The organism is Burkholderia pulmonis (assembly GCF_984667975.1).
Window position 1 is genome coordinate 2,912,365 of the sequence record NZ_OZ480187.1, and the last position, 21,259, is coordinate 2,933,623.

The 21,259-nt window shown below is 66.1% G+C and carries 19 protein-coding genes; 8 read left to right on the forward strand and 11 right to left on the reverse strand.

The window, feature by feature from the left end; genetic code table 11:
- The first annotated feature begins 3 nt into the window (after window positions 1-3).
- The 4 genes from AC5LXK_RS29815 to AC5LXK_RS29830 all read left to right on the forward strand — a co-directional run bounded on the left by AC5LXK_RS29815 (window position 4) and on the right by AC5LXK_RS29830 (window position 4,349).
- Window positions 4-654 carry an amino acid ABC transporter permease gene (locus AC5LXK_RS29815; RefSeq protein WP_493392230.1) on the forward strand — a complete coding sequence of 217 codons (651 nt, stop codon included), beginning with the start codon at window positions 4-6 and terminating at the stop codon, window positions 652-654.
- Window positions 655-662: 8 nt separating this feature from the next.
- Window positions 663-1,421 (forward strand): amino acid ABC transporter ATP-binding protein, encoded by a 759-nt coding sequence (locus tag AC5LXK_RS29820; protein ID WP_493392231.1) that lies wholly within the window; start codon window positions 663-665, stop codon window positions 1,419-1,421.
- Between the two features lie 87 nt (window positions 1,422-1,508).
- A complete protein-coding gene (locus AC5LXK_RS29825; RefSeq protein WP_493392232.1) occupies window positions 1,509-2,672 on the forward strand; it encodes an NAD(P)/FAD-dependent oxidoreductase in 1,164 nt (387 codons plus the stop codon).
- Between the two features lie 192 nt (window positions 2,673-2,864).
- Window positions 2,865-4,349: an aminotransferase class V-fold PLP-dependent enzyme gene (locus AC5LXK_RS29830; protein WP_493392233.1), complete on the forward strand. Its 1,485-nt coding sequence runs from the start codon at window positions 2,865-2,867 to the stop codon at window positions 4,347-4,349.
- 86 nt (window positions 4,350-4,435) lie between these two features.
- Here the strand turns inward: AC5LXK_RS29830 and AC5LXK_RS29835 are convergent, their stop codons facing one another.
- Complete coding sequence (locus AC5LXK_RS29835; RefSeq protein WP_493392234.1) at window positions 4,436-5,392, reverse strand: LysR family transcriptional regulator; 957 nt, start codon at window positions 5,390-5,392, stop codon at window positions 4,436-4,438.
- A gap of 157 nt (window positions 5,393-5,549) precedes the next feature.
- Here AC5LXK_RS29835 and AC5LXK_RS29840 point away from each other — a divergent pair, with 157 nt between their 5' ends.
- From AC5LXK_RS29840 to AC5LXK_RS29850, 3 genes are all read left to right on the forward strand, one after another.
- Entirely contained in the window at window positions 5,550-6,104 is a 555-nt protein-coding gene (locus AC5LXK_RS29840; protein WP_493392235.1) for a flavodoxin family protein, read from the forward strand.
- Between the two features lie 28 nt (window positions 6,105-6,132).
- Window positions 6,133-6,432, forward strand: a complete 300-nt coding sequence (locus AC5LXK_RS29845) for a superoxide dismutase (protein WP_493392236.1) — start codon at window positions 6,133-6,135, stop codon at window positions 6,430-6,432.
- 283 nt (window positions 6,433-6,715) lie between these two features.
- Complete coding sequence (locus tag AC5LXK_RS29850) at window positions 6,716-8,248, forward strand: amino acid permease (protein WP_493392237.1); 1,533 nt, start codon at window positions 6,716-6,718, stop codon at window positions 8,246-8,248.
- 120 nt (window positions 8,249-8,368) lie between these two features.
- Here AC5LXK_RS29850 and glyA read toward each other — a convergent pair whose 3' ends face one another.
- The 3 genes from glyA to AC5LXK_RS29865 all read right to left on the reverse strand — a co-directional run bounded on the left by glyA (window position 8,369) and on the right by AC5LXK_RS29865 (window position 11,924).
- Window positions 8,369-9,616, reverse strand: coding sequence for a serine hydroxymethyltransferase (glyA, locus tag AC5LXK_RS29855; protein ID WP_493392238.1), 1,248 nt, complete (start codon window positions 9,614-9,616; stop codon window positions 8,369-8,371).
- Window positions 9,617-9,863: 247 nt separating this feature from the next.
- Window positions 9,864-10,643, reverse strand: coding sequence for an SDR family NAD(P)-dependent oxidoreductase (locus AC5LXK_RS29860; protein WP_493392239.1), 780 nt, complete (start codon window positions 10,641-10,643; stop codon window positions 9,864-9,866).
- Between the two features lie 33 nt (window positions 10,644-10,676).
- The gene (locus tag AC5LXK_RS29865; RefSeq protein ID WP_493392240.1) at window positions 10,677-11,924 is read right to left on the reverse strand and encodes a D-arabinono-1,4-lactone oxidase; all 1,248 of its coding nucleotides are present in this window, start codon (window positions 11,922-11,924) and stop codon (window positions 10,677-10,679) included.
- A gap of 169 nt (window positions 11,925-12,093) precedes the next feature.
- On the opposite strand from AC5LXK_RS29865, the gene AC5LXK_RS29870 reads away from it, so the two are divergent.
- Entirely contained in the window at window positions 12,094-13,101 is a 1,008-nt protein-coding gene (locus AC5LXK_RS29870; protein WP_493392241.1) for a helix-turn-helix domain-containing protein, read from the forward strand.
- Window positions 13,102-13,166: 65 nt separating this feature from the next.
- Here the strand turns inward: AC5LXK_RS29870 and AC5LXK_RS29875 are convergent, their stop codons facing one another.
- From AC5LXK_RS29875 to AC5LXK_RS29905, 7 genes are all read right to left on the reverse strand, one after another.
- Window positions 13,167-13,559: a 2-oxoglutarate dehydrogenase gene (locus AC5LXK_RS29875; protein ID WP_493392242.1), complete on the reverse strand. Its 393-nt coding sequence runs from the start codon at window positions 13,557-13,559 to the stop codon at window positions 13,167-13,169.
- A gap of 82 nt (window positions 13,560-13,641) precedes the next feature.
- Window positions 13,642-15,489, reverse strand: coding sequence for a S10 family serine carboxypeptidase-like protein (locus tag AC5LXK_RS29880; protein ID WP_493392243.1), 1,848 nt, complete (start codon window positions 15,487-15,489; stop codon window positions 13,642-13,644).
- 710 nt (window positions 15,490-16,199) lie between these two features.
- Complete coding sequence (locus AC5LXK_RS29885; protein ID WP_493392244.1) at window positions 16,200-18,014, reverse strand: ExeM/NucH family extracellular endonuclease; 1,815 nt, start codon at window positions 18,012-18,014, stop codon at window positions 16,200-16,202.
- A 199-nt stretch (window positions 18,015-18,213) separates the two neighbouring features.
- Window positions 18,214-19,155, reverse strand: a complete 942-nt coding sequence (locus AC5LXK_RS29890) for a copper resistance D family protein (RefSeq protein ID WP_493392245.1) — start codon at window positions 19,153-19,155, stop codon at window positions 18,214-18,216.
- Complete coding sequence (gene copC / locus AC5LXK_RS29895) at window positions 19,152-19,532, reverse strand: copper homeostasis periplasmic binding protein CopC (RefSeq protein WP_493392246.1); 381 nt, start codon at window positions 19,530-19,532, stop codon at window positions 19,152-19,154. The genes AC5LXK_RS29890 and copC overlap by 4 nt, the downstream gene beginning before the upstream one ends.
- A 14-nt stretch (window positions 19,533-19,546) precedes the next feature.
- On the reverse strand, window positions 19,547-19,894 hold the full coding sequence (locus AC5LXK_RS29900; RefSeq protein ID WP_493392247.1) for a copper-binding protein: 348 nt from the start codon (window positions 19,892-19,894) through the stop codon (window positions 19,547-19,549).
- A gap of 69 nt (window positions 19,895-19,963) precedes the next feature.
- Window positions 19,964-21,259 carry a multicopper oxidase family protein gene (locus tag AC5LXK_RS29905; protein WP_493392248.1) on the reverse strand — a complete coding sequence of 432 codons (1,296 nt, stop codon included), beginning with the start codon at window positions 21,257-21,259 and terminating at the stop codon, window positions 19,964-19,966.

The following is a 21,259-nucleotide window of genomic DNA, read 5'->3' on the forward strand; positions in this document are numbered from 1 at the left end:
CGCATGTTCGATCTCTTCATGCGGTCGCTGCCGCTGCTCGAAAGCGCGGTGACGATGACCGTGTTCCTCGGCCTCGCGTCGTTCGTGCTCGGGTCGGCACTGGGGCTCGCCGTCGCACTCGCGCGGGTTTCGTCGATCCGCTTCCTGCGCGGCGTCGCGTTCGCGTACGTGTCGGTCTTCCGCGGCACGCCGCTGCTGGTGCAGATCCTGCTGATCTACTTTGGCCTGCCGCGCTACGGCATCACGCTCGACCCGGTGCCAGCCGCGCTGCTCGCGCTCACGCTCTTTTCCGCGGCATACCTCAGCGAGAACTTCCGCTCGGGGATCAACGCGGTCGATCGCGGCCAGTGGGAGGCCGCGCATTCGCTCGGCATGAGCTACTGGAAGATGATGTGGCGCGTGATCCTGCCGCAAGGGCTGCGCATCGCGATCCCGCCCGTCGGCAGCCGGATGATCGCGCTGATCAAGGACACGTCGCTGGCGTCCACGATCACCGTCGTCGAACTCACGCGCGTGGCCGACCAGGTCGGCGCGTCAACCTTCCGCTACCTCGAGATGTTCCTGATGGTCGGCCTCATCTACTGGGTCATCAACCAGGTGCTGACGATCGTCCAGACGATTTTCGAAGGCCGGGTGTCGCGGCGCTTTCAATGAATACCACCATGCATACCATCGTCGTTCAGGGGCTGACCAAGTCGTTCGGGACAAACGCCGTGCTGCGGGGCGTCGACTTCCGCGTCGCGCGCGGGGAAGTCGTCGTGCTGATGGGGCCGTCCGGCTCCGGCAAGACCACGCTGCTGCGTTCGCTGAATTTTCTGGAACTGCCCGACGCGGGCACGGTGTCGGTGTGCGGCATCGACATCACGCGCACGGGCGGCACCGCGCTGTCGCGCGACGAGCAGAAACGCATCAAGGCCATTCGCCAGCGCACGGCGATGGTGTTCCAGTCGTTCAACCTGTTCCCGCATCGCACCGCGCTGGAAAACGTCATCGAGGGGCTCGTGAGCGTCAAGGGCGTGAGAAAGGCCGAGGCGGTCGAGCGCGGCCTGCACCTGCTCGATCGCGTCGGCCTCGCGCACAAGGCCGGTGAATACCCCGCGCGGCTGTCCGGCGGCCAGAAGCAGCGCGTGGCCATCGCGCGCGGCCTCGCGATGGATCCGGAAGTCATCCTGTTCGACGAGCCGACTTCCGCGCTCGATCCGGCGCTGCGCGAAGACGTGCTCGCGGTCATGCGGGAACTCGCGGGCAACGGGATGACGATGCTCGTCGTCACGCACGAAGTGCGCTTTGCGCAGGACGTCGCCGATCGCGTGGTGTTCATGGAGAACGGCGTGGTGGTCGAAGACACGACGCCCGATGCGTTCTTCACGGCCAGCACCCACCCGCGCGTACGCCAGTTCCTCAATCTCATCGAGACCTGACGCACACCTGACCGACACACGGCCGCCGGGTCATCCGGCCATTTATTTCGTTAGTTTTACGAATCATATCAATCCAAGGAGACACTCATGAACCGCCGGCAATTCTTCCCCGTCCTTGCAGCGCCGCTTGCCGGCGCCTTTCCCGAGATCGTGCGGGCGGCGAGATCGAAAGACCGCGTGATCGTGATCGGCAGCGGCGTGATGGGCGCATCGATCGCGTATCACCTCGCCAGGCGCGGCGCCGAGGTCACGCTCATCGAGAAGGATGCGCCGGCGTCCGGCACGACGCGCAACTCGTTCGCGTGGATCAACGCGAACAACAAGACCCCCTACTCGTACTACGCGCTGAACTACGAAGGCATTCTCGGGTGGCGCCGCCTTCAGCTTGAAATCGGCCCGTCGCTGCAGATTCAATGGGGCGGCGGCATCTCGTGGTACGGCCCGGACCCGCAACAGATCGACAAGCTCCACTACACGACCGCGCTGCATCAGCCGTGGGGCTATCCGATCAGCAACATCACACGCGACGATCTCGAACGGCTCGTGCCCGGCGTGCGCGCCGGCGACTTCGGCACGGGCTGGCATTCGACCATCGACGGGACGCTCGACCCGGTCGCCGCGACGCTGGCGCTGGTCGAGGCCGGCATCCGGGCCGGTGTCACGCTGACGAAGGCCAACGTCGCGACGATCGACTTCAAGGGCGACCGCGCGACCGGCGTCACGACGGACAAGGGGCCGTTCGTCGCGGATCACGTCGTGATCGCGGCCGGCAACGACTCCACGCGGCTCGGCGCGCAGGCAGGCATCCCCGTCCCGCTCCGCACGTCGAAAGGCATCCTGGCCCATAGCAAGCCGATGCCGCCGCTCGTGCATCAGGTGCTGATGCCGGCCGGCCTCGACATCAAGCAGAATCCCGACGGGCGCATCGTGGCCGGCTCGAACTTCGGCGACACCGGTGCGCTGGTGCCCACGCCCGAACTCGGCGCGAAGCTGCTCGAACGCGTGACCGGGTTGCTGCCGGAGACCCGGGGGATCGAACTCGACACCATGACGCTCGGCTTTCGCGTCATGCCCCGCGACGAGTATCCGATCATGGGCCGCGGCCGCCAGTACCGGAACGTCCACGTGGCCGCGATGCACAGCGGCATGACGTCCGCGCCGGCCATCGGCCAGCTGTTCGCGATCGAAGTGCTCGACGGTATCGAAACGGCGCAGCTTCAGGACTTCCGCCCGCAACGCTTCTCCGCGTGAACCCGCCCGCCGGCCCGGCCGTGCAGGCGCCTGCATGCGCACGGCCGGGCCCACGGAGAAACGAATTCCCCCATTCCGCATTCAAAGAAAACGTTATTCCATATCGAGCTGAATCGCCAGCCAACTTTGGATCCTTTTTCCCTCCTGTCCCCCGTATCATTTCTCGCATTACGCAATGAACAAGAGACGGACATGAGCGATACCCACACGCTGCACTACCTCGACTACGCGGCCACGACGCCCGCCGATCCCCGCGTGATCGAAGCGATGACCGCCTGCCTCGGCTTCGACGGCATCTTCGGCAACCCCGCATCGAGCTCGCACGCCGCCGGCCGGCTGGCGAAAGACAAGGTCGAGCACGCCCGCGCGCAAGTCGCCGCGCTCATCGGCGCGGATGCCGACGAGATCGTCTGGACGTCGGGCGCCACCGAATCGAACAACCTCGCGCTGAAGGGCTATGCCGAAAACGCGACCGGCAAGCGCCACCTGGTCACGAGCCGCATCGAGCACAAGGCCATCCTCGACACGATGGCGAACCTGGCGAAGCACGGCACGCAAGTCACCTTCCTGACGCCCACGCGCGACGGCGAAATCACCGCCGACGCGGTAGCGGCCGCGATCGGCCCCGATACGGGCCTCGTATCGCTGATGCTCGTGAACAACGAAATCGGCACGCTCACCGACATCGGCGCGATCGCCCGCATCGTGCACGCGGCCGGCGCGCTGCTCCACGTCGACGCCGCGCAGGCGCTCGGCAAGACGCCGATCGACGTGCGCGCGCTCGGCATCGACATGATGTCGATGTCCGCGCACAAGGTTTACGGTCCCAAGGGTATCGGCGCGCTGTTCGTTCGCCGCGAGATCGCCGCGCGCATCGCCCCGCAAATCCATGGCGGCGGACACGAGCGCGGGTTGCGCTCGGGCACGCTCGCGACGCATCAGATCGTCGGCATGGGTGTCGCGTGCGAACTGGCCGCCGACAAGCTCGACGGCGAAACCGCACGGATCGCGGCGCTCGGCGCACGCCTGACCGATGCGCTGGTCGCGCTCGGCGACGTCACGCAGAACGCAGCCGCGGCCCGCCGCATCCCGCACACGCTGAGCCTGACCGTGAATGCACCGGGCTTCTTCCCGTTCATGCTCGGCGACGCACTCGCCGTGTCGTCGACTTCCGCATGCAACTCGACCAGCGGCGCCCCGTCGCACGTGCTGACCGCGATCGGCCTCGATGCGGAGACGGCCGGCCGCACCGTGCGCGTGAGCTTCGGCCGCTTCACGACGGAGCAGGACGTCGATTTCGCGATCGCGTGTTTCCGCCACGCGATCGAGCAATGCCGCACGGCCGCGGCGACCGGCTTCACCGCGTCGCGCCAGATCACGCCGGCCGACCTGAAGGCGATCCGGAATGCCGGCTTCCGGTCGGTCATCTGCAACCGGCCCGACGGCGAAGGCGACGATCAACCGGCATTCGATGCAATCGCCGCGGCCGCCCGCGAACTGGGCCTCGAAACACGCTACCTGCCGGTCCAGCGCGACCGCATCGGCGACGCGGAGATCGACGCGTTCGGCGCACTGGTCGATACGTTGCCGAAGCCGGTACTCGCGTATTGCCGCAGCGGCAGCCGCTCGGGCATGCTGTGGAACAGGTTGATGGAGCGCCGCACCGCGACGGCCTGAGCGCCACCCGCACGGAACGAAACACCACCGACTTGCCGCCCGCGTTCGCGCGGGCGGCCCCTCCCGAACGACGCCCGCCGCAGTCGTCACGCCCCATACGCATCCAGCGCCTTCAACGGCACATGCAGACGCTCGTCGGCGGCAAACGCCTCCAGCAGGTAATCGACGGTCGCCTGCACGCGCGACGCCTTCAGTGCGCGATGCGGATACTGCATCGCCATCTCGTAGTTGCCCGGCATGAAGTGGCGGCGCAGCAGCACCTTCAGCCTGCCGGCGCGCACATGCTCCCACGCGAGATGCACGCCGACCCGCGCGATGCCCAGCCCGTCGACGGCGGCCTGCACCCCGGCTTCCGGCGCCGAGAACGTCAGCAGTGCCGGTTCACCCGGATCGAACTCGACGAGGCTTCCGTCCCGCATCCTGAATCCCCACGTCGCGACCTCGCCGCCCAGAAATCGGCGCGCGATCAGCCGGTGCGCGCCGAGCTCGTCCGGCGTTCGCGGAATCCCGTGGCCCGCCAGATACGCGGGTGATGCAACCAGTACCGCATGCATGCGAAAGATCGGCCGCGACACCAGCGCCGAATCGCGAATGTTGCCGCCGCGTATGACGATGTCGTAGCCGTCGCGCACGACATCGACGATCCGGTCGTCGAAATCGGCTTCCACCGACAAGCCGGGGTAACGCGCCAGCAACCCGGACAACACCGGTTGCAGGTGATCGCGCCCGAACGCGGCGCTGGTTGAAATGCGCACGCGCCCCTGCGGGCCGAGCCGCTGCGCGACGATGCTGTCGACCGCCGAATCCAGCGCTTCCAGCGCGACGCGCGCCTGGCGCAGGAACACGGCGCCTTCGTCGGTCAGCTTCAGCGTGCGCGTGGTGCGGTTCATCAGCCGCACGCCGAGCGCCTGTTCGAGGCCGGCGACGTTCTTGCTGACGGCGGCGGACGTGATGCCGAGCATGCGGCCGGCCGCCGCAAAGCTGCCGCCGTCGGCCGCGTGCACGAACGACAGGATCGCGCGCGTTCGTTGTGACAAATCCAAAGCGGCCTCCTTCGATCGACACGCCGCACGGTACACCTTCGCTTGCCGCCGATTATCAACCTGAAGTTGAAGGCGACTCAACCCTGACCCAACTTCTGGTTGCGGCCCGCGCCGCCCACAATGCGGCCATCGTTCAACGAATCGCAAAGGAGTTGCCATGCTTGCCACCATCGTTTTCGACAGCGGCCACGGACATACCGAGCGACAGGCGCAAGCCGTCGCGGAAGGCGTGCGTCGCGTACCGGGCGCGGAAGTCCGGCTCGTCGCGGTCGCCGACGGCGAGATTCCGTGGGACGCGCTCGCCGCCAGCGACGCGATCATCTTCGGCTCGCCGACGTACAACGGCTCGATCAGTTCGCGCCTCAAGAAGTTCATGGAAGACTCGACGCGGCCCGCGTGGATTCCGCAAACGTGGCGCAACAAGGTCGCGGCCGGCTTTACCAACTCCGGCGCGCAGCACGGCGACAAGCTGAATTCGCTGATGACGATGACGCTCTTTGCCGCGCAGCACGGGATGATCTGGGTCGGGCTCGACCTGTTCGCCGGCACCACGGCGAACGAGCGCAACCGGATCGGCGGCTGGCTCGGCGCGATGGCGCAATCCGACGACGTGTCGCCGGAGCTGTCGCCGATCGCCAGCGACCTCGAAACCGCCGCGCATCTCGGGCAGCGCGTCGCCGAACTGGCGTCGCGGTTCGCGGCCGGCGCATAACGCACACGACGCTCTCGAGGAGATCGACATGAAACTGCTGTGCCTTGACGTCCCGCTGCCCGGCGCGAGCCCGGCCGCGTATCAGCCGCACCTGCTCGACGAAGTGCGCTACGGCTGGCAACTGCTCAAGCGCGGGATCGTCCGCGACATCTATTTCCGTCAGGATCGCCCCGGCGTCGCGATCATTGCGGAGTGCGATTCGATCGACAGTGCGCGCGAAGCGCTGCGCGAGTTTCCGCTGGCCAAGGCCGGGCTGATCGACTGGGACATCATTCCGCTCGGTGCGTTTCTCGGCTGGGAAGCGCTGTTTGCGGCGGAAAACGCGTAACCGGCTGCCCCGACGCCCGCCCCCGGGCGCTCCCGGGGCCAGCATGCGCAACCCGCATCGCGCTGCCCTCATCCGGTGCACGCCTCCGGATTTTCACTACCTTGCCGAAATCTGATAGAGCCGGGAGATTTGATTTCATACCGTTCACGCATCGGACTGGAAAGCGATTGCCGGCTCCCCCGCGGCATCGCGTGCCGCCGACGAATCCCAGGAGCGGGCCGCGCCACACGGCCCGGGCGGCGATGACGGTCCTGCCACGCAGGACATTCGTGACGGAGCGACTATGGATGCAAAATTCCAGCCTGATTCAGGCACCGACAGTGACGTAAGCCTGCTGCACAAGATGGGCTATGCGCAGGAACTGTCGAGACGTATGAACGGTTTCTCGAACTTCGCCGTGTCGTTTTCGGTGATCTGCATCCTGTCGGGCGGCATTACCGCGTTCCAGCTCGCGTTTTCCGCTGCCGGCGGCGCATCGATCGGCCTCGGCTGGCCGCTGGGCTCGCTGTTCGCGCTGATCGTCGCCGTGTCGATGTCGCAGATCGCCTCCGCGTTTCCGACGGCCGGCGGCCTCTATCACTGGGGCGCGATCCTCGGCGGGAAGAAGTGGGGGTGGATGACCGCGTGGCTCAACCTGATCGGCCTGATCTTCGTGATCGCCGCGATCAACTTCGGCACCTACGACCCGTTTTTCAAGACGCTGATCGCACCGATGTTCGGCGTGAGCCCCGACAGCCTGACGTGGTGGCACCAGACCGCGTTCATCGCGTTCATCACGATCTCGCAGGCGATCCTCAATGCACGCGGTATCAAGATCGCGAGCAAGATCACCGACCTGTCGGGCTACCTGATCTTCGTGGTGACGATCGCGCTGGTGGTGTCGCTGCTCTACTACTCGCCCGTCGCGTTCGATCTGCACCGGCTGGTCACCTTCACCAACTTCACCGGCGTCGACGGCGGCGCCTGGCCGAAGCAGGCCACGCCGCTCGCGTTCCTGTCCGGCCTGCTGCTCGTGACCTACACGATCACCGGCTTCGACGCGTCCGCGCACACGTCGGAAGAGACGCACGATGCGGCCAGGAACGTTCCGCGCGGCATCATCGGGTCGGTGTTCTGGTCCGCGGTGTTCGGCTACGTGATGGTGTGTGCGTTCGTGCTGGTGATGCCCGACCTGACCGCCAGCATGAAACAGGGGACGGGCTTCTTCGAAGCGATCCTCGCGCCGATTCCGAAGGGGCTGCGCGTCACCCTCGAGCTCGCGATGTTCTTCATCAACTACGTATGCGGGCTCGCGGCGATCATGTCGACGTCGCGGATGATGTATGCGTTCGCCCGCGACGGCGGGCTGCCCGCGTCGAAGCTGCTGCGCAGCGTGAACCCGACTCACCGGACGCCCGGGCCCGCGATCTGGACGTGCGCGGTGCTCGCGATCGTCGTCACGCTGTACGGCGACGCGTTTTCGGTGCTGAGCGCCGGCAGCGCGGTGTTCCTGTTCATCTCGTACGCGATGCCGATCGGCTCCGGGATGCTGGCCGAAGGCCGCTCGTGGACCGACAAGGGGCCGTTCCGGCTGGGCATCTGGTCGAAGCCGTGCGCGCTGCTCGCACTGGTCGGCGCCTGTGTGCTCGCGTATGTCGGCATCCAGCCGCCGAACGAAAAGGTGCTGTACGTACTGGTCGCCTTCGTGGTGGTGCTGATGGTGATCTGGTACGGCTTCGGCGTGCGCAACACGTTCGCGGGGCCGCCGGTGCTGAAGGACACGCGGAACCTCGACCGCATCCGCGAACTCGAGGCAAACGTCGATCCGTCGGTCTGAAGCGCCCTCGAAGCAGGCTAAAAAAACCGACTCGCCGGTCCGATGCCGCGAGTCGGTTTTTTTGTTGCAACGTGAAGCGATGCGGGTCGACCGCGTTGCGGCGATCGACCCTCGCGCTCATCAGCCGTAGACGGGGAAGCGCTTCGTCAGCTCGGCGACCTGCGCACGCACGCGCTCGATCGTCGCTGCATCTTCCGGGTTGTCCAGCACGTCGGCGATCAGGTTGCCCACCTGCTCCGCTTCCGCCGGGCCGAAGCCACGCGTCGTCATCGCCGGCGAACCCAGCCGCACGCCGCTCGTCACGAACGGCTTCTCCGGATCGTTCGGGATCGCGTTCTTGTTCACCGTGATGTGCGCCGCGCCCAGTGCCGCTTCCGCTGCCTTGCCCGTGATGTGCTTCGCGCGCAGGTCCACCAGCATCACGTGGCTTTCCGTACGGCCCGACACGATCCGCAGACCGCGCTTCACCAGCGTTTCAGCCAGCACGCGCGCGTTCTCGACCACCTTCTCCTGGTACGACTTGAACTCCGGCGACAGCGCTTCCTTGAACGCCACTGCCTTCGCCGCGATCACGTGCATCAGCGGGCCGCCCTGGATCCCCGGGAAGATCGCCGAGTTGATCGGCTTCTCGTACTCCGCCTTCATCAGGATCACGCCGCCGCGCGGGCCGCGCAGGCTCTTGTGCGTCGTCGTCGTCACGAAATCCGCGTGCGGCACCGGGTTCGGGTACACGCCCGCCGCGATCAGGCCCGCGTAGTGCGCCATGTCGACCATCAGGTACGCGCCCACCGACTTCGCGATCTTCGCGAGGCGTTCGAAATCGATCTTCAGCGAAAACGCCGATGCGCCCGCGACGATCAGCTTCGGCTTGTGTTCCTGCGCGAGCTGCTCGGCCGCTTCGTAATCGATGTCTTCGTTTTCGTTCAGGCCGTAGCTCACCACGTTGAACCACTTGCCCGACATGTTCACCGGCGAGCCGTGCGTCAGGTGGCCGCCGTGCGCGAGGCTCATGCCCATGATCGTGTCGCCCGGCTTGAGCATCGCGAAGAACACGCCCTGGTTCGCCTGCGAACCCGAGTTCGGCTGCACGTTCGCCGCTTCCGCGCCGAACAGCTGCTTCACGCGGTCGATCGCGAGCTGCTCCACCACGTCGACGTACTCGCAGCCGCCGTAGTAGCGCTTGCCCGGGTACCCTTCCGCGTACTTGTTCGTGAGCTGCGAGCCCTGGGCGGCCATCACGGCCGGGCTCGTGTAGTTTTCCGACGCGATCAGCTCGATGTGATCTTCCTGACGACGGTTTTCCTGCTCGATCGCTGCAAAAAGTTCCGGATCGACGTTGGCAACGGTGCTGGTGGTGCGATTGAACATGATGGTTGACCAAAAAGAGAGTGATGGACTGACCGCGGGATGCCGGCTGCATGGTGATTCGGCCTTCGCATTCCATCAGACGCGCCACCGTTCAGATAGAAGGATTGCGACAACCCGCTAGGACGCCCCGCGCGATGCGCAGGCAAAAAAAATCGAAGGGCCGCATCGCTGCGGCACCTTCGACCCGGCTTGCCGATCGTGCGGCAGGCGTAGCGCCTGCCCTTCGGCTTCTTGCGAACCGCCGTGGTCAGACGGCGGAAAAACAGTTGTCGACGAACAGATGGGTGCCGTTGACGAAACTCGACTCGTCGGACGCGAGGAACAGCGCGGCCGCCGCGACTTCCGACGGCTCGCACAGGCGGCCCTGCTGAATCGCGATCGCCGCTTCGGTCGCATCGACGCCCATCGCCTGCAGGTCCTTCAGCTCGCGCATCCCGTGCGGCGTGCGGATGAACCCCGGCGCCAGCGCGTTGCAGCGGATCCCGCGGTCACGGTACTCGACGGCAATCGCCCGCGCGAACATGTGGCACGCGCCCTTGGTCGCGTCGTACAGCACCTCGCCCGGCGTCGCGCAGACGGCCGAAATCGACGACGTACAGACGATGCTGCCGCGCCCTTTCTCCAGCATCTGCGGCAGCACGGCCTGCGTCATCAGGAACATGCTCTTGACGTTCACGCCCATCAGCCAGTCCCACTCCGATTCCTCGATGTCGAGGAACGGTTTGACGATCAGCGTGCCCGCGTGATTGAACAGGATGTCCGCGTTGCCGTACTGCTTGTGCGCGGCATCGACCGCCTTCCGGACCTCCGCCTGCTTCGACACGTCCGCGCCGAGGCCGATCGCCTGCAGGCCCGCATCGCGCAGCCGCGCGGCGAGCGTTTCGGCCGCCTCGCCGTCGCGGTCGACGATCGCGACCTTCGCACCCTGCGCGGCGAACAGTTCGGACGCCGCCCCGCCGCATCCGCCGGCGCCACCGCTGACGATGGCGACCTTGCCGGCCAGGCGGCCGTCAATCCTGACATTCATGTTTCGTTCTCCAGTCTGGTTCGTTCGGTCTGCTCAACTGAACAGCGTCCGCAGGTGATCGTTGAGGAAGTAGCCTTCGGGATCCACGCTGCGGCGCAGCGCGCGGAACGCCTCGGCCTTGGGGAACCAGCGATCGACGTCGTCGCGGTTCGTGAAATGCAGCTTGCCCCAGTGCGGGCGCGAGCCGTAGTCGCGCAGGATGTCGTCGACGTCCTTCAGGAACGGCCAGTAGTCGACGCCGTTCGGGCCGCCCGAGCACGAGATGGTTACGCTGTCCTGGTGATGGAACGGGCTGATCCACGCCGGATCGCCCTTCGTGAAGCGGTATTCGACCGGAAAGATGCAGTCGCGGTGTTTCGTGAGGATGAGGTCGCGCACGCGGCGCAACGCTTCCTTGCCGTGTTGCGCGGGCACCGCGTATTCGAGTTCATGGAAATTCGGCACGTAGTGGATCGCATACACCTCCGAGCTGTACGCGATCTTCTCGTGTTCTCCTTCGTAAAACGTGCGCTCGCCGGTGATGTCCATCACCTTGATCTCGCACACGTCGTAGTCCTTCTTCGAGTTCGACACCTTCGTGGTGTCGGGCAGGCAGTACAGGTCGCGGCTTTCGGACGTCGGGCACCAGAAGAAGCCGAAATGCCGGTGCTTCGCCGCCAGCTCGTCGTACTGCTCCATCAACGCTTCGAAGTCCTCGCGCCACACGCGGTCGTGCAGCCAGAACGCATCGGTCACCTGCAGCGTCATTTCCGATATCACGCCGAACATGCCGATATTCACCTGCGTCGCATGCAGCAGGTCGAGGTCCTGCCGGTCGCTCACGGTCATGATCGAGCCGTCGGGGCGCACGATGCGCATCCCGACGACCTGCGACGACAGGTTGCCCAGCGTCGTGCCCGTGCCGTGCGTGCCGGTGGCGAGCGCGCCGGCGATCGCCTGCGAGTCGATATCGCCCTGGTTGACGAGCGACAGGCCGGCCTCCTTCAGGTGACGCGTCACCGCATTCAATTTGGTACCGGCCTTCACCGTCACGCGCTTGCGCGCCTGGTCGACCTCGACGATGCCCTGGTAATCCTGCAGCGACAGCAGCAGGCCGCTCGTGGCCACGACGGGCGTGAACGAGTGTCCCGATCCCGCGCAGCGCACGTGCTTGCCCTGGCGCGTCGCGGTGCGCACCAGTTCCGCGATCTCGGCCTCGCTGGTCGGCGACGCGAGGTGTGCGGCCATGCACGACTGGTTGCCGACCCAGTTTCTCCAGAATCCGCCACGGGGAAGTTCCATCGACGTCGCTCCGGCATTGGTGTCGTGCCAAAGGTAGAGCGTCGAGCGGCTTTTCACTATCGGATTTCGGCAAGTCAGGGTTTTGACGGGGAGAAGCCGGGCGCGGCTTTTTGACCGGCGATCCAAGCGGCTACAATGAATCGATCCGGACCGCCCCTTCCCGCCCCCGATGACGCCGTCTGCCCACCCGAGCGATTTCTCCGGCGACCCGCTGTTCGCGCACACGGTCGCGTTCTGCGCGTTCACCGACGTGGAGGAACAGGCGCGCTCGTTCGACGGCTGGAACATGAACTACACGCAGATCTCCGGCGGGCTGTTTCACGGCTCGTCGTCGATCATGTCGCTGGGCGGCATCAAGCTGCTGGTCGAAGACCTCGACAAGGTGATCCTGCAGCAAGGCGCGGTGCCGTCCGAGCGGATCGCCGTGGCCGTGCCGCTGGAACTGGAAGGGCATGCGCGCCTGTGCGGCGAGAAGAGCGGGCGCGACAGCCTGCACGTGTTCTCGAGCCAGCCGCAATTCGAGTTCTACTCGCCCGACCGGCACGTCCTCGTGAACGTCGAGATCGAGCCCGAGAAGCTGTCGACGGAAACGATGCGCACGGTGGCCGCGTCGCTGCGCGCCCGCACCCATTCGCCGGTGATCCCGATGGCGGCCGGCATGGCCGACCATCTGCGCGACCTGCTGCGCCAGACGCTGGCCGCCGCGGCAAGCAGCGCGCGCATCGACGACGTGACGACACGCGACAGGATCGAACTGCTCGAGCGCACCGTGCTGTATGCGATTTCGGAAGCGATGACGGTCGCCGCACCGGACGCCGGCGCGCAGGTCGCGCGCCCGACGAAATACTGGTCGCTGGTGAACGCGGTGCAGGAGCGGCTTCAGGACGCGTCGACCTGCCCGCTGTCGATCGCCGAACTGTGCGTGCAGCTCGGCATCAGCCGGCGCACCGCGCAGTACGCGTTCCACGACACGTTGAACCTGAACCCGATTGCCTACCTGCGGGCCGTGCGACTGAATCACGTGCGCCGCGAGCTGCGGCTCGGCGATTCCGTGACGTCCGCCGCCACCAAGTGGGGCTTCTGGCACCTGAGCAGCTTCGCGCAGGACTATCGCGCGATGTTCGGCGAGCTGCCGTCGGTCACGGCGAAGCGCTACGCCGCGCGCCGGAACGCCTAGACACGCGTCACCCTCCGGCGGCCGGTGCGATGAAGGTCGCACCGGCCGCCGCCCTGCCTGCTACGTCACTCGTCCTGCTGTTCCTGCTGTGCCTGCACCTGCCGCTGCTGGATGAACTGCCGCACATCGCTCATCGTCACGCGGCCGGAGTGCTTCGTATCGATCTCGTCGAAGTGCTTCGACACGAAGCCGAGCCCGCTGCTCTGCGCCTGCGCCTTCGTCACGGCCGCGCCGTTGCTCAGCACGGTATTGCCGCCGAGCCTCGCGTTGACACGCTCCTGCGCCTGCTGCTGCAGTGTCGAGCCGGTCGACGGCAGCACCGGCGCGACCCGCGTGGAAGGAAAGAACGGACCGTCGACACCGTGCCCGCCGTGCGGCAGCTTCACCGGCGCCACCGCCTGCGGCGGCAACGCATAGGCACTGCTCATCACGGCACCGAGCACGATCACCGGGGACATACGCCGCATCAATTTGATTAGGGACATGATCACTCGCATTCAATGGATGAATAGAGGGTTCCTGTGACAAGGAGTCCGTCGCTTAAGGGGCCGCCGCCAGCGTCGTCGCGGCCGTCGCACCCGGGATGCTGCCCGTCGGCACACTGGCCGGGTTCTCGTCCGGCCACGGCGGCGGCAGCGTGTGCAGCGTCAGCGCCGTCGGAATCCGTGCGCCCTTGTAGAACGTCTTCAGGTCCCGCTTCATCTGCGGACGGGCGACGTCGTCCAGGTAGATCATGTGACCGCCCTGGAAGAAGTTCACCTGCAGCTTCGGATTCAGGCCCTGCACCGTCTGCAGCCGCGCGAGTTGCTTCTCGGTGTTGAAGAACGGCGTCGCGAGATCGTGGAAGCCGTTTTCCGAAAGCACGCGAAGCTTCGGGTTGAGCTGCAGCGCACCGAGCAGATCGGGGATCGTGTCGGGCATCGGCTGGCCGTCGTGCGTGAAGTCCCAGAGACCGATGATGTTGTCGTTCAGCGGGACATACGTCGCGTTCGGCGCGGTGTAGCCGAGGTAATCCGGCATCTGCGTCGCGAGCGCGTTCGTGAACGGCTGCGAAATCAGGATGTCGGACGGATCGCCGTCGGTCTGCAGGCGCGGATCGGAGTTCGGCAACGACACGCGTCCGTCATACCGGCCGATCGTCGTGCCGGGCAGCAGGCTCGTGCCGAACGGATTCGCGTTGAAGTAGCCGCGCAGCGCCTGTTGCGTCAGGCTCGACGGGATCGACCACAGCCTGAGCGTCGCATCGCTCGGGAACACCGGCGTGCCGAGTGCATCCGGAATGCCGAGCTGGCTCAACACCCACGACTGCGAGTACTTCTGCAGCTGGTTGTAGATCAGCGTCGTGAACAGCTCCGTCTGCAGTGCGTACAGACCCTGGTTCACCGGCGCCGGCGAGACCTGGTTGAAGTACGCCGCGACCGCCGCATAGCCCGGCAGATAGCCGGCCACCGTATCGGTATCGAGCAGCAGCCCTTCCGTCGACTGCGTGATCGCCACCGCTTCCGTCGCATCCGCGAAGTAGTTCAGGATCGCGGACTGCAGCACGATGCCCGTCAGGTGCACGCCTGCCGATTCGAGCGCGAGCGCGAGCATGTCGGTACGCGGCGTGCCGTACGATTCGCCGTACAGGTAGATCGGCGACGTGCTGCGGCTGTTGACGTTCAGGTAGCGCTGGATGAAGTCGCGCATGATGTTCACGTCCGCGTCGGAACCCCAGTACTTCTGGTTGGTGTTCGGCAACACGGCTTCCGACAGCCCCGTTCCGGGCGGGTCGATGAACACGAGGTCGGTGGTGTCGATCAGGCTTTCGGCGTTGTCGACGAGCGGATAGTTCGGCCAGTTGGTGCCGAACAGCGGATCAGGCGTGGCCACGCGGGTCGGCGCGAACGAGCCGAGCCGCAGCCAGATCGACGACGAGCCGGGGCCGCCGTTGTACACGAACGTGACGGGGCGCGGCTTGCCGTTCTTGCTCGGCGCGGTGTACGCGACGTACGACATCGACGCTTCCGCATTGCCGCTCGCATCCTGCGCGGTCAGGTGGCCGGTGGTCGTCGTGTAGTTGACCGTCGAGCCGCTCCCCTTCCACTGGTAATGCATGACGGCCGCTTTCTCGGAGACCTGCGCGGCGGCAAGGCCGTCCGTCGCATTCATCGAGTACGCGACCTGGTCGACATAAGGCTGGTTGGCCGCCGGCGCCTGGTTGCCGGCCGCTTGCGCGCTGGCCTGCTGGCTGGCCGTGGTCTGCGCGAGGCTCGACGCGCCGACGGACGACGAATCGTCGCCGCCGCATGCCGCGAGCGCCAGGGTCATGACGGTCAATGCGCCTAGCCCGGCCAGCCGGCCGCGACGATCGCGGCGGATGCCGGTACAGCTCCTGTCTGGTTTCATCTCATTCCTTGTGGCTGGTTCTGATACCACTTCACAAAGGCCGCCAACGCCTGCGAAACGCGCAGGCCTACCCGCCACTCGCGTTGCACGGTCGGCAGTCAGCGGTTGGGGATGGGACTTCTCAGAGACTGAACTTGATACAGACACAGCAAACTGCTGGCGAGAATGATGCTCGGACGCGCCCCCTGCAGTCTGGACAACTTTTATATGACCAAAATTTACGACATGACAAAAATAGGCGGTGCTGCGCCGCGTTGTCAACGATCATTCGGATATTAAAAATCCCGTAATGATGCGAAGTGTCGTCAGTGTCTGGATTTTGAAAGAATATGGGATTATTCGTGCAAGGTGCGTCTTGCCGGCAATACCGCGCCGAATATTTTACTTTTCACGCATAACACGGAAGCCTTTCCCGCATTGACGCAACGCACCGAAAGCCTTCATATCGACAGGATTTTTCTTTCATTTTTATTATTATTGAACGATTAAGGCGATATGGCGACATGCGAACGCCAATCGAAGATTCGATTCACTTCAACCATTCCTCAATTGCATTACCGATGTGCACCGCGCCATCCATAAAATACCGATTCAGTTAATTCACATCCAATTTCACGGAATTATTTACCCGGCATTCGAACGGCATTTCCGGGCAGGCGGCGACGCGCGGCATGGCCGCACGTCGCCGGTTGCCACGACTCAACCCGCGATCACTTCCCGCCGCCCGGCAGCGCGATATCGATCAGCACCGGGTCGTGATCCGACGAACGGTACGCATCCGGTGCGTAGAACGTCTTCTGCTGCTCGGCCGACTTGTACGCGAGCGTGTACTGCAGCGCGAGCGGCTCGTCCGCGTTGATGTGCCATTCGTGCACGGCCTTCACGTGCGACGCGAGCGGCAGCGTCGCGAGCGCGTGATCGAGATAGCCGGCTTCGCCGTTGTACACGTAGCTGTATGCATTCGCGCCGATCAGGCGCGCGACGAGGTTGCGGTAGCCGCGCGATTCGAGCGTGCGGATCGGGTCTTCGTACGTGTAGCTGTTGAAGTCGCCGATCAGCAGCACGCCCTGGCCCGCGACACCCGTCGGGTTGCCGGCAAGCCAGTCGGCCACCTTCGCCGCCGCGCGCGTGCGCGTCGGGTTCCAGCAACCCTGGCCGTCACCCTGGTCGAGATCGTCGTTCGCGGCGTCCGGGCAGTTCTTCGACTTCAGGTGGTTCACGGCCACCGTCAGCGCCTGCTTGTTGCCGTTGACCCTCCGGAACGACTGCGCGAGCGGCTGGCGGTTCTTGTCGTCGATCGCGAGCGTCGCGGCGCGGCCGACCGGCTCGACCTTGCGGCTGTCGTAGATCATCGCGACCGTGATCGCATCGCCGCCGAGGCGTGACGTACCCGGATCGACCACGCGCCAGTGGTTGCCGAGCTTCGCCGCGAGCTGGCGCACCGCGCTCAGTTCGCCGTAGCCGTTGTTCTGGATTTCCATCAGGCCGATCACGTCCGCGTCGATCGCCTTGAGCGCGCTGACGATCTTCGCTTCCTGGCGCTGGAATTCCTGGAAGGTCTTCGCGCCGCGGTTGTTCGGATCGTCGAAGCCGCCGCCGAGACCGTTGCCGTTGAAGTAGTTCAGGACGTTGAACGACGCGACGCGCAGGTTCGACTTCGGATCGCGCGCCGGTGCGTTGGTGCGCGGGTTCGGTCGCGCGTCGAACGCCGGTACGGCCGCGCCGGGCAGCGGCTGCACGCGCCACGCGCCGTAACGCACCTCGAGCACGCCTTCGACATCGCGCACCGTGTAGCCCGCGCGCAGCGTGTTCGCGGCCGACAGGCCCGGCGCCGGATACGGCACGGTTGCCGGGTTCTGCTTGTTCGAGCCGTCGTCGAGCACCAGGCGGTTGCGCGCGTTCGCGTCGATCTGCGTCTGCGCCTGGGCGGGCGGCACGACGCTCGTCGGCGTCCGCAGGCGGCCGTTGCTGAGCATCACGCTGCCGTAGCGGCCGAGCTCGTAGTTGTCGGTGACGTTCAGCGTCTGCGGCAGGCGCACGAGCATCCCTTCGTACGCGGCGAACGCGTTCGGGCTGTCGACCGGCAGCGTGAGCGTCGCGGGCGTCACCGTCTGGCCGTTCGCGCACACCGCGATCGCGCCCGACAGCGTGAGCTGCGTCTGCCCGTATTTCTCCTCGACCTTGCCCGTCACGTGCACGAGATCGCCGGCCTGCGCACGCGCTTTCGGCGCATAGACGAACAGGCCTTCGGACACACCCGGCTGATTGCGGCGCTGCGCATCGGCCTGCTGGACGAAGAAGCCGCCGAAGCCGTCCGTGCCGCCGAAATCGGCGGTGACGACGGCTTCGATCGACACGTTCTGGCCGGCGAGCGGCGACGGCGCGCCCGGCCCCTGGATATCGGCGATCGGTGTCGTGCTGCCGCCGCAGTTCGGGCTGACGGGTGCGGCAGTGGCGGCGAATACCGGCGCGGCGAGCGTCGGAAGCAGCAATAGCGGGGTAAACAGGCGGATTGTCGAGCGCATGACGGGGAATCCCGGTTGTGAGGGTGGCGAAAGCTTAGCGGCGCTCAATGACAGTTTTTGGTAATCAAAAGATAGGCCGATGTAATTGTCGTTATCACGCCGAGGTCGCCACCCAACGCACGAACAGGCCCGAAAATGCGGGGAAATCATCTGACCAAAGCGCGCTGCACTCGCGACGATTCCCCCGCGTGCCGCCGCGCTACGCCGTCCCCGGCAGCGCACTCGACACGAGCACGGCGGCCACCATCAGCACGCCGCCGAGCACGACCGCCTCGATCCGCAACACTGCGCCGAATCGTTGCAACGCGCGAGCCGGCATCGCCGCGGCCGGATCCTTCAGCGCGGCCATCAGCTTCGGCATCCCGAAGAAGCGGTTGTGACCGCCGAGCGCCGCCGCGATCAGCACCAGCGCGAGCTTCAGCAGCAGGATCTGCCCGTACGTCGAAGTGAACAGGTTGGCGGGCGTATCGACGCCGCGCCAACCGTTGTATGCGCCGGTCGCGAACAGCACGACCAGCGCACCGGTCGATGCATCGGACAGCGACTGCACGAACGACGCACCCGTCGCGCGTTCGCTCGCGGGCATGCCGGCAAACCGCGGCATCACGCCGAACGCCGTCACGAGCACGAGCCCGACCCATGCGCTGATCGCCAGCAGATGCAGCCAGTCGATCCATACCGGCACGCTGAACAGCCCCGCGTCCACCGGATGACCGCCGTTGCTGCGCGCGAGCGCGACGCAGGCGAGCGCGGCCCACATCGCAAACGGCAAGCGCATGTCGCCCGCGCGCCTGACGAACGACAGCAGCACGACGACGAGCATGAACGCGGCGCCGGCCAGCCATGCATGACCGAACCCCGTGCCCGCGAGCATCGAGCAGACGGCCGGCCCCGCGTCGAGCAATGACACTTCGCTCATCAGCGCGCAGTGCGCCCAGAACGCGGTGATGCTCGCGATCAGCGATACGACGGACGCGATGCGCAGCGTCACGGCGAGCCGTCGCCCGATGCCCTGTTGCCACGCCGACGCGCCACGTGCGAGCCAGTGACTGCCGAGCAGCGCGCCGACTATCACGGCGAACCCCGTGTTCTGGATCGCCACCGACACGAGCCGCAGGAGGCCGACGATGCCGTCGTTCATCCCTTCACCCGGAACGTGTAGGTGCCCTTCGTGCGATGCGCATCGGCCGTCATCGCCGCCCATTGCACCGTGTATGCGCCCGGCGCGAGCTTCGGCATCGCGAGCGCCATCACGCGCGGGTTCGACGCATCGACCTTCGCCTTGTCCTGCGTGACGGCGTTGCCGTTCGCGTCCGACACCTTTACCGAGCTGAATGCCGGCTCGAGGTCTTCGTTGAACGTGAGCCGCACCGTGTCGGGAGCCGGGTCGACCGTGCTGCCCGCCGCCGGCACGGCGCTTTCCAGCCTGCCGTGCGCCGAGGCCGCGACCGGCGCGGCCGCGAAGAGTGCGACAGCCGCAACGAGCGCGGCCAGCCGTCCGGGGTTCGTGGTCTTCATGTTCACGCTCCGCGTCACGGCTTCTTCAGTTCGACGACGGTCAGCGCGCCGTCCACGTCTTCGGCAACGAAGTCGATCGTGTCACCCACCTTCACCTGCGCCAGCATCGCCGGGTCCTTCACCTTGAACGTCATCGTCATCGCGTCCATCCCGAGGTTCTCCAGCGGGCCGTGCTTGATCGTCAGCTTGCCGGCGGCCGTATCGACCTTGCGGATTTCGCCGTGCGACATGCGCTGCGCCGTGTCGGCGCCCTGCTGCGCACCGCCGCTCATGTCCATGCCGGCCATGTTGCCGGCCGCATGCGACGCGGCGGAGAACGCCAGCGCACAACCCGTTGCCATCAGAACCAGTGCTTTCTTCATCGTGTCGACTCCCTTGTGAATGAATCAAAACCGGCGGCCGCATCGGTACGGCCGCCGCGTGCTGCGTGCTCAGCCGTCCGGCAATTCGCCGGTGTATTCGTATGCGACGGTGCCCTTCGGATGCTTGAACCAGCCCGGATCGCGATAGTCGTTGCGGCCGAGCCCCTGCCGCACCTTGAGCACCGTGAACATCCCGCCCATCTCCAGCGGCCCGAACGGGCCCGTGCCCGTCATCATCGGCAGCGTGTTGTCGGGCAGCGGCATCTCCATGCCGCCCATCGCACCGCCCGTGCTGCCCATCGCCATGTAGTCGGGCACGAGCTTGCCGATGCGCTTCGCGAGATCCTTCTGCGGCACGCCGATCAGGTTCGGTACCTGGTGGCCCATCGCATTCATCGTGTGGTGCGACTTGTGGCAATGGAATGCCCAGTCGCCCGGGCGATCGGCGGTGAACTCGATCGCGCGCATCTGGCCCACCGCGACATCGGCCGTCACCTCCGGCCAGCGCGCGGCCGGCGGAATCCAGCCGCCGTCGGTGCCCGCGACTTCGAAGCTGTAGCCGTGCAGGTGGATCGGGTGGTTCGTCATCGTCAGGTTGCCGAAACGAATCCGCACGCGATCGCCCGCGCGCACCGGCAGCGGATCGATGCCCGGGAACACGCGCGAGTTGAAGGTCCACATGTTGAAGTCGGTCATCTCGTTCACGCGCGGCGTATAGCTGCCCGGGTCGATGTCGTATGCGGCGAGCAGGAACACGAAGTCGCGATCGACCGGCATCGTGCCGCGATCCTTCGGATGCACGATGAACATGCCCATCATCCCCATCGCCATCTGCACCATCTCGTCGGCGTGCGGGTGATACATGAACGTGCCGTGCGATTCGAGCTGGAACTCGTAGACGAACGTCTTGCCGGGCGGGATGTGCGGCTGCGTGAGGCCGCCGACGCCGTCCATCCCGTTCGGCAGCCGCAGCCCGTGCCAGTGGATCGTCGTGTGCTCGGGCAGCCGGTTGGTCACGAAGATGCGGACCTTGTCGCCTTCGACGGCCTCGATCGTCGGGCCCGGCGACTGGCCGTTGTAGCCCCACAGGTTCGCGTTCATGCCGGGCGCCATCTCGCGCACGACGGGCTCGGCCGTCAGGTGGAATTCCTTCCAGCCGTTCTTCATCCGCCACGGCAGCGACCAGCCGTTGAGCGTCGCGACGGGCGTGTAGGGGCGGCCGTTCGGCGGCGCGAGCGGCGGCTGCGTGCCGGTCTTCGCCATCGTGGGCGCGTCGGGCAGCGACGCGGCGCCGGCCTTGCTGACCATCGCCGCACCGAGCAGCGCGGCGCCCGAGCCGCTGAGAAATTGTCGACGGGACACCAT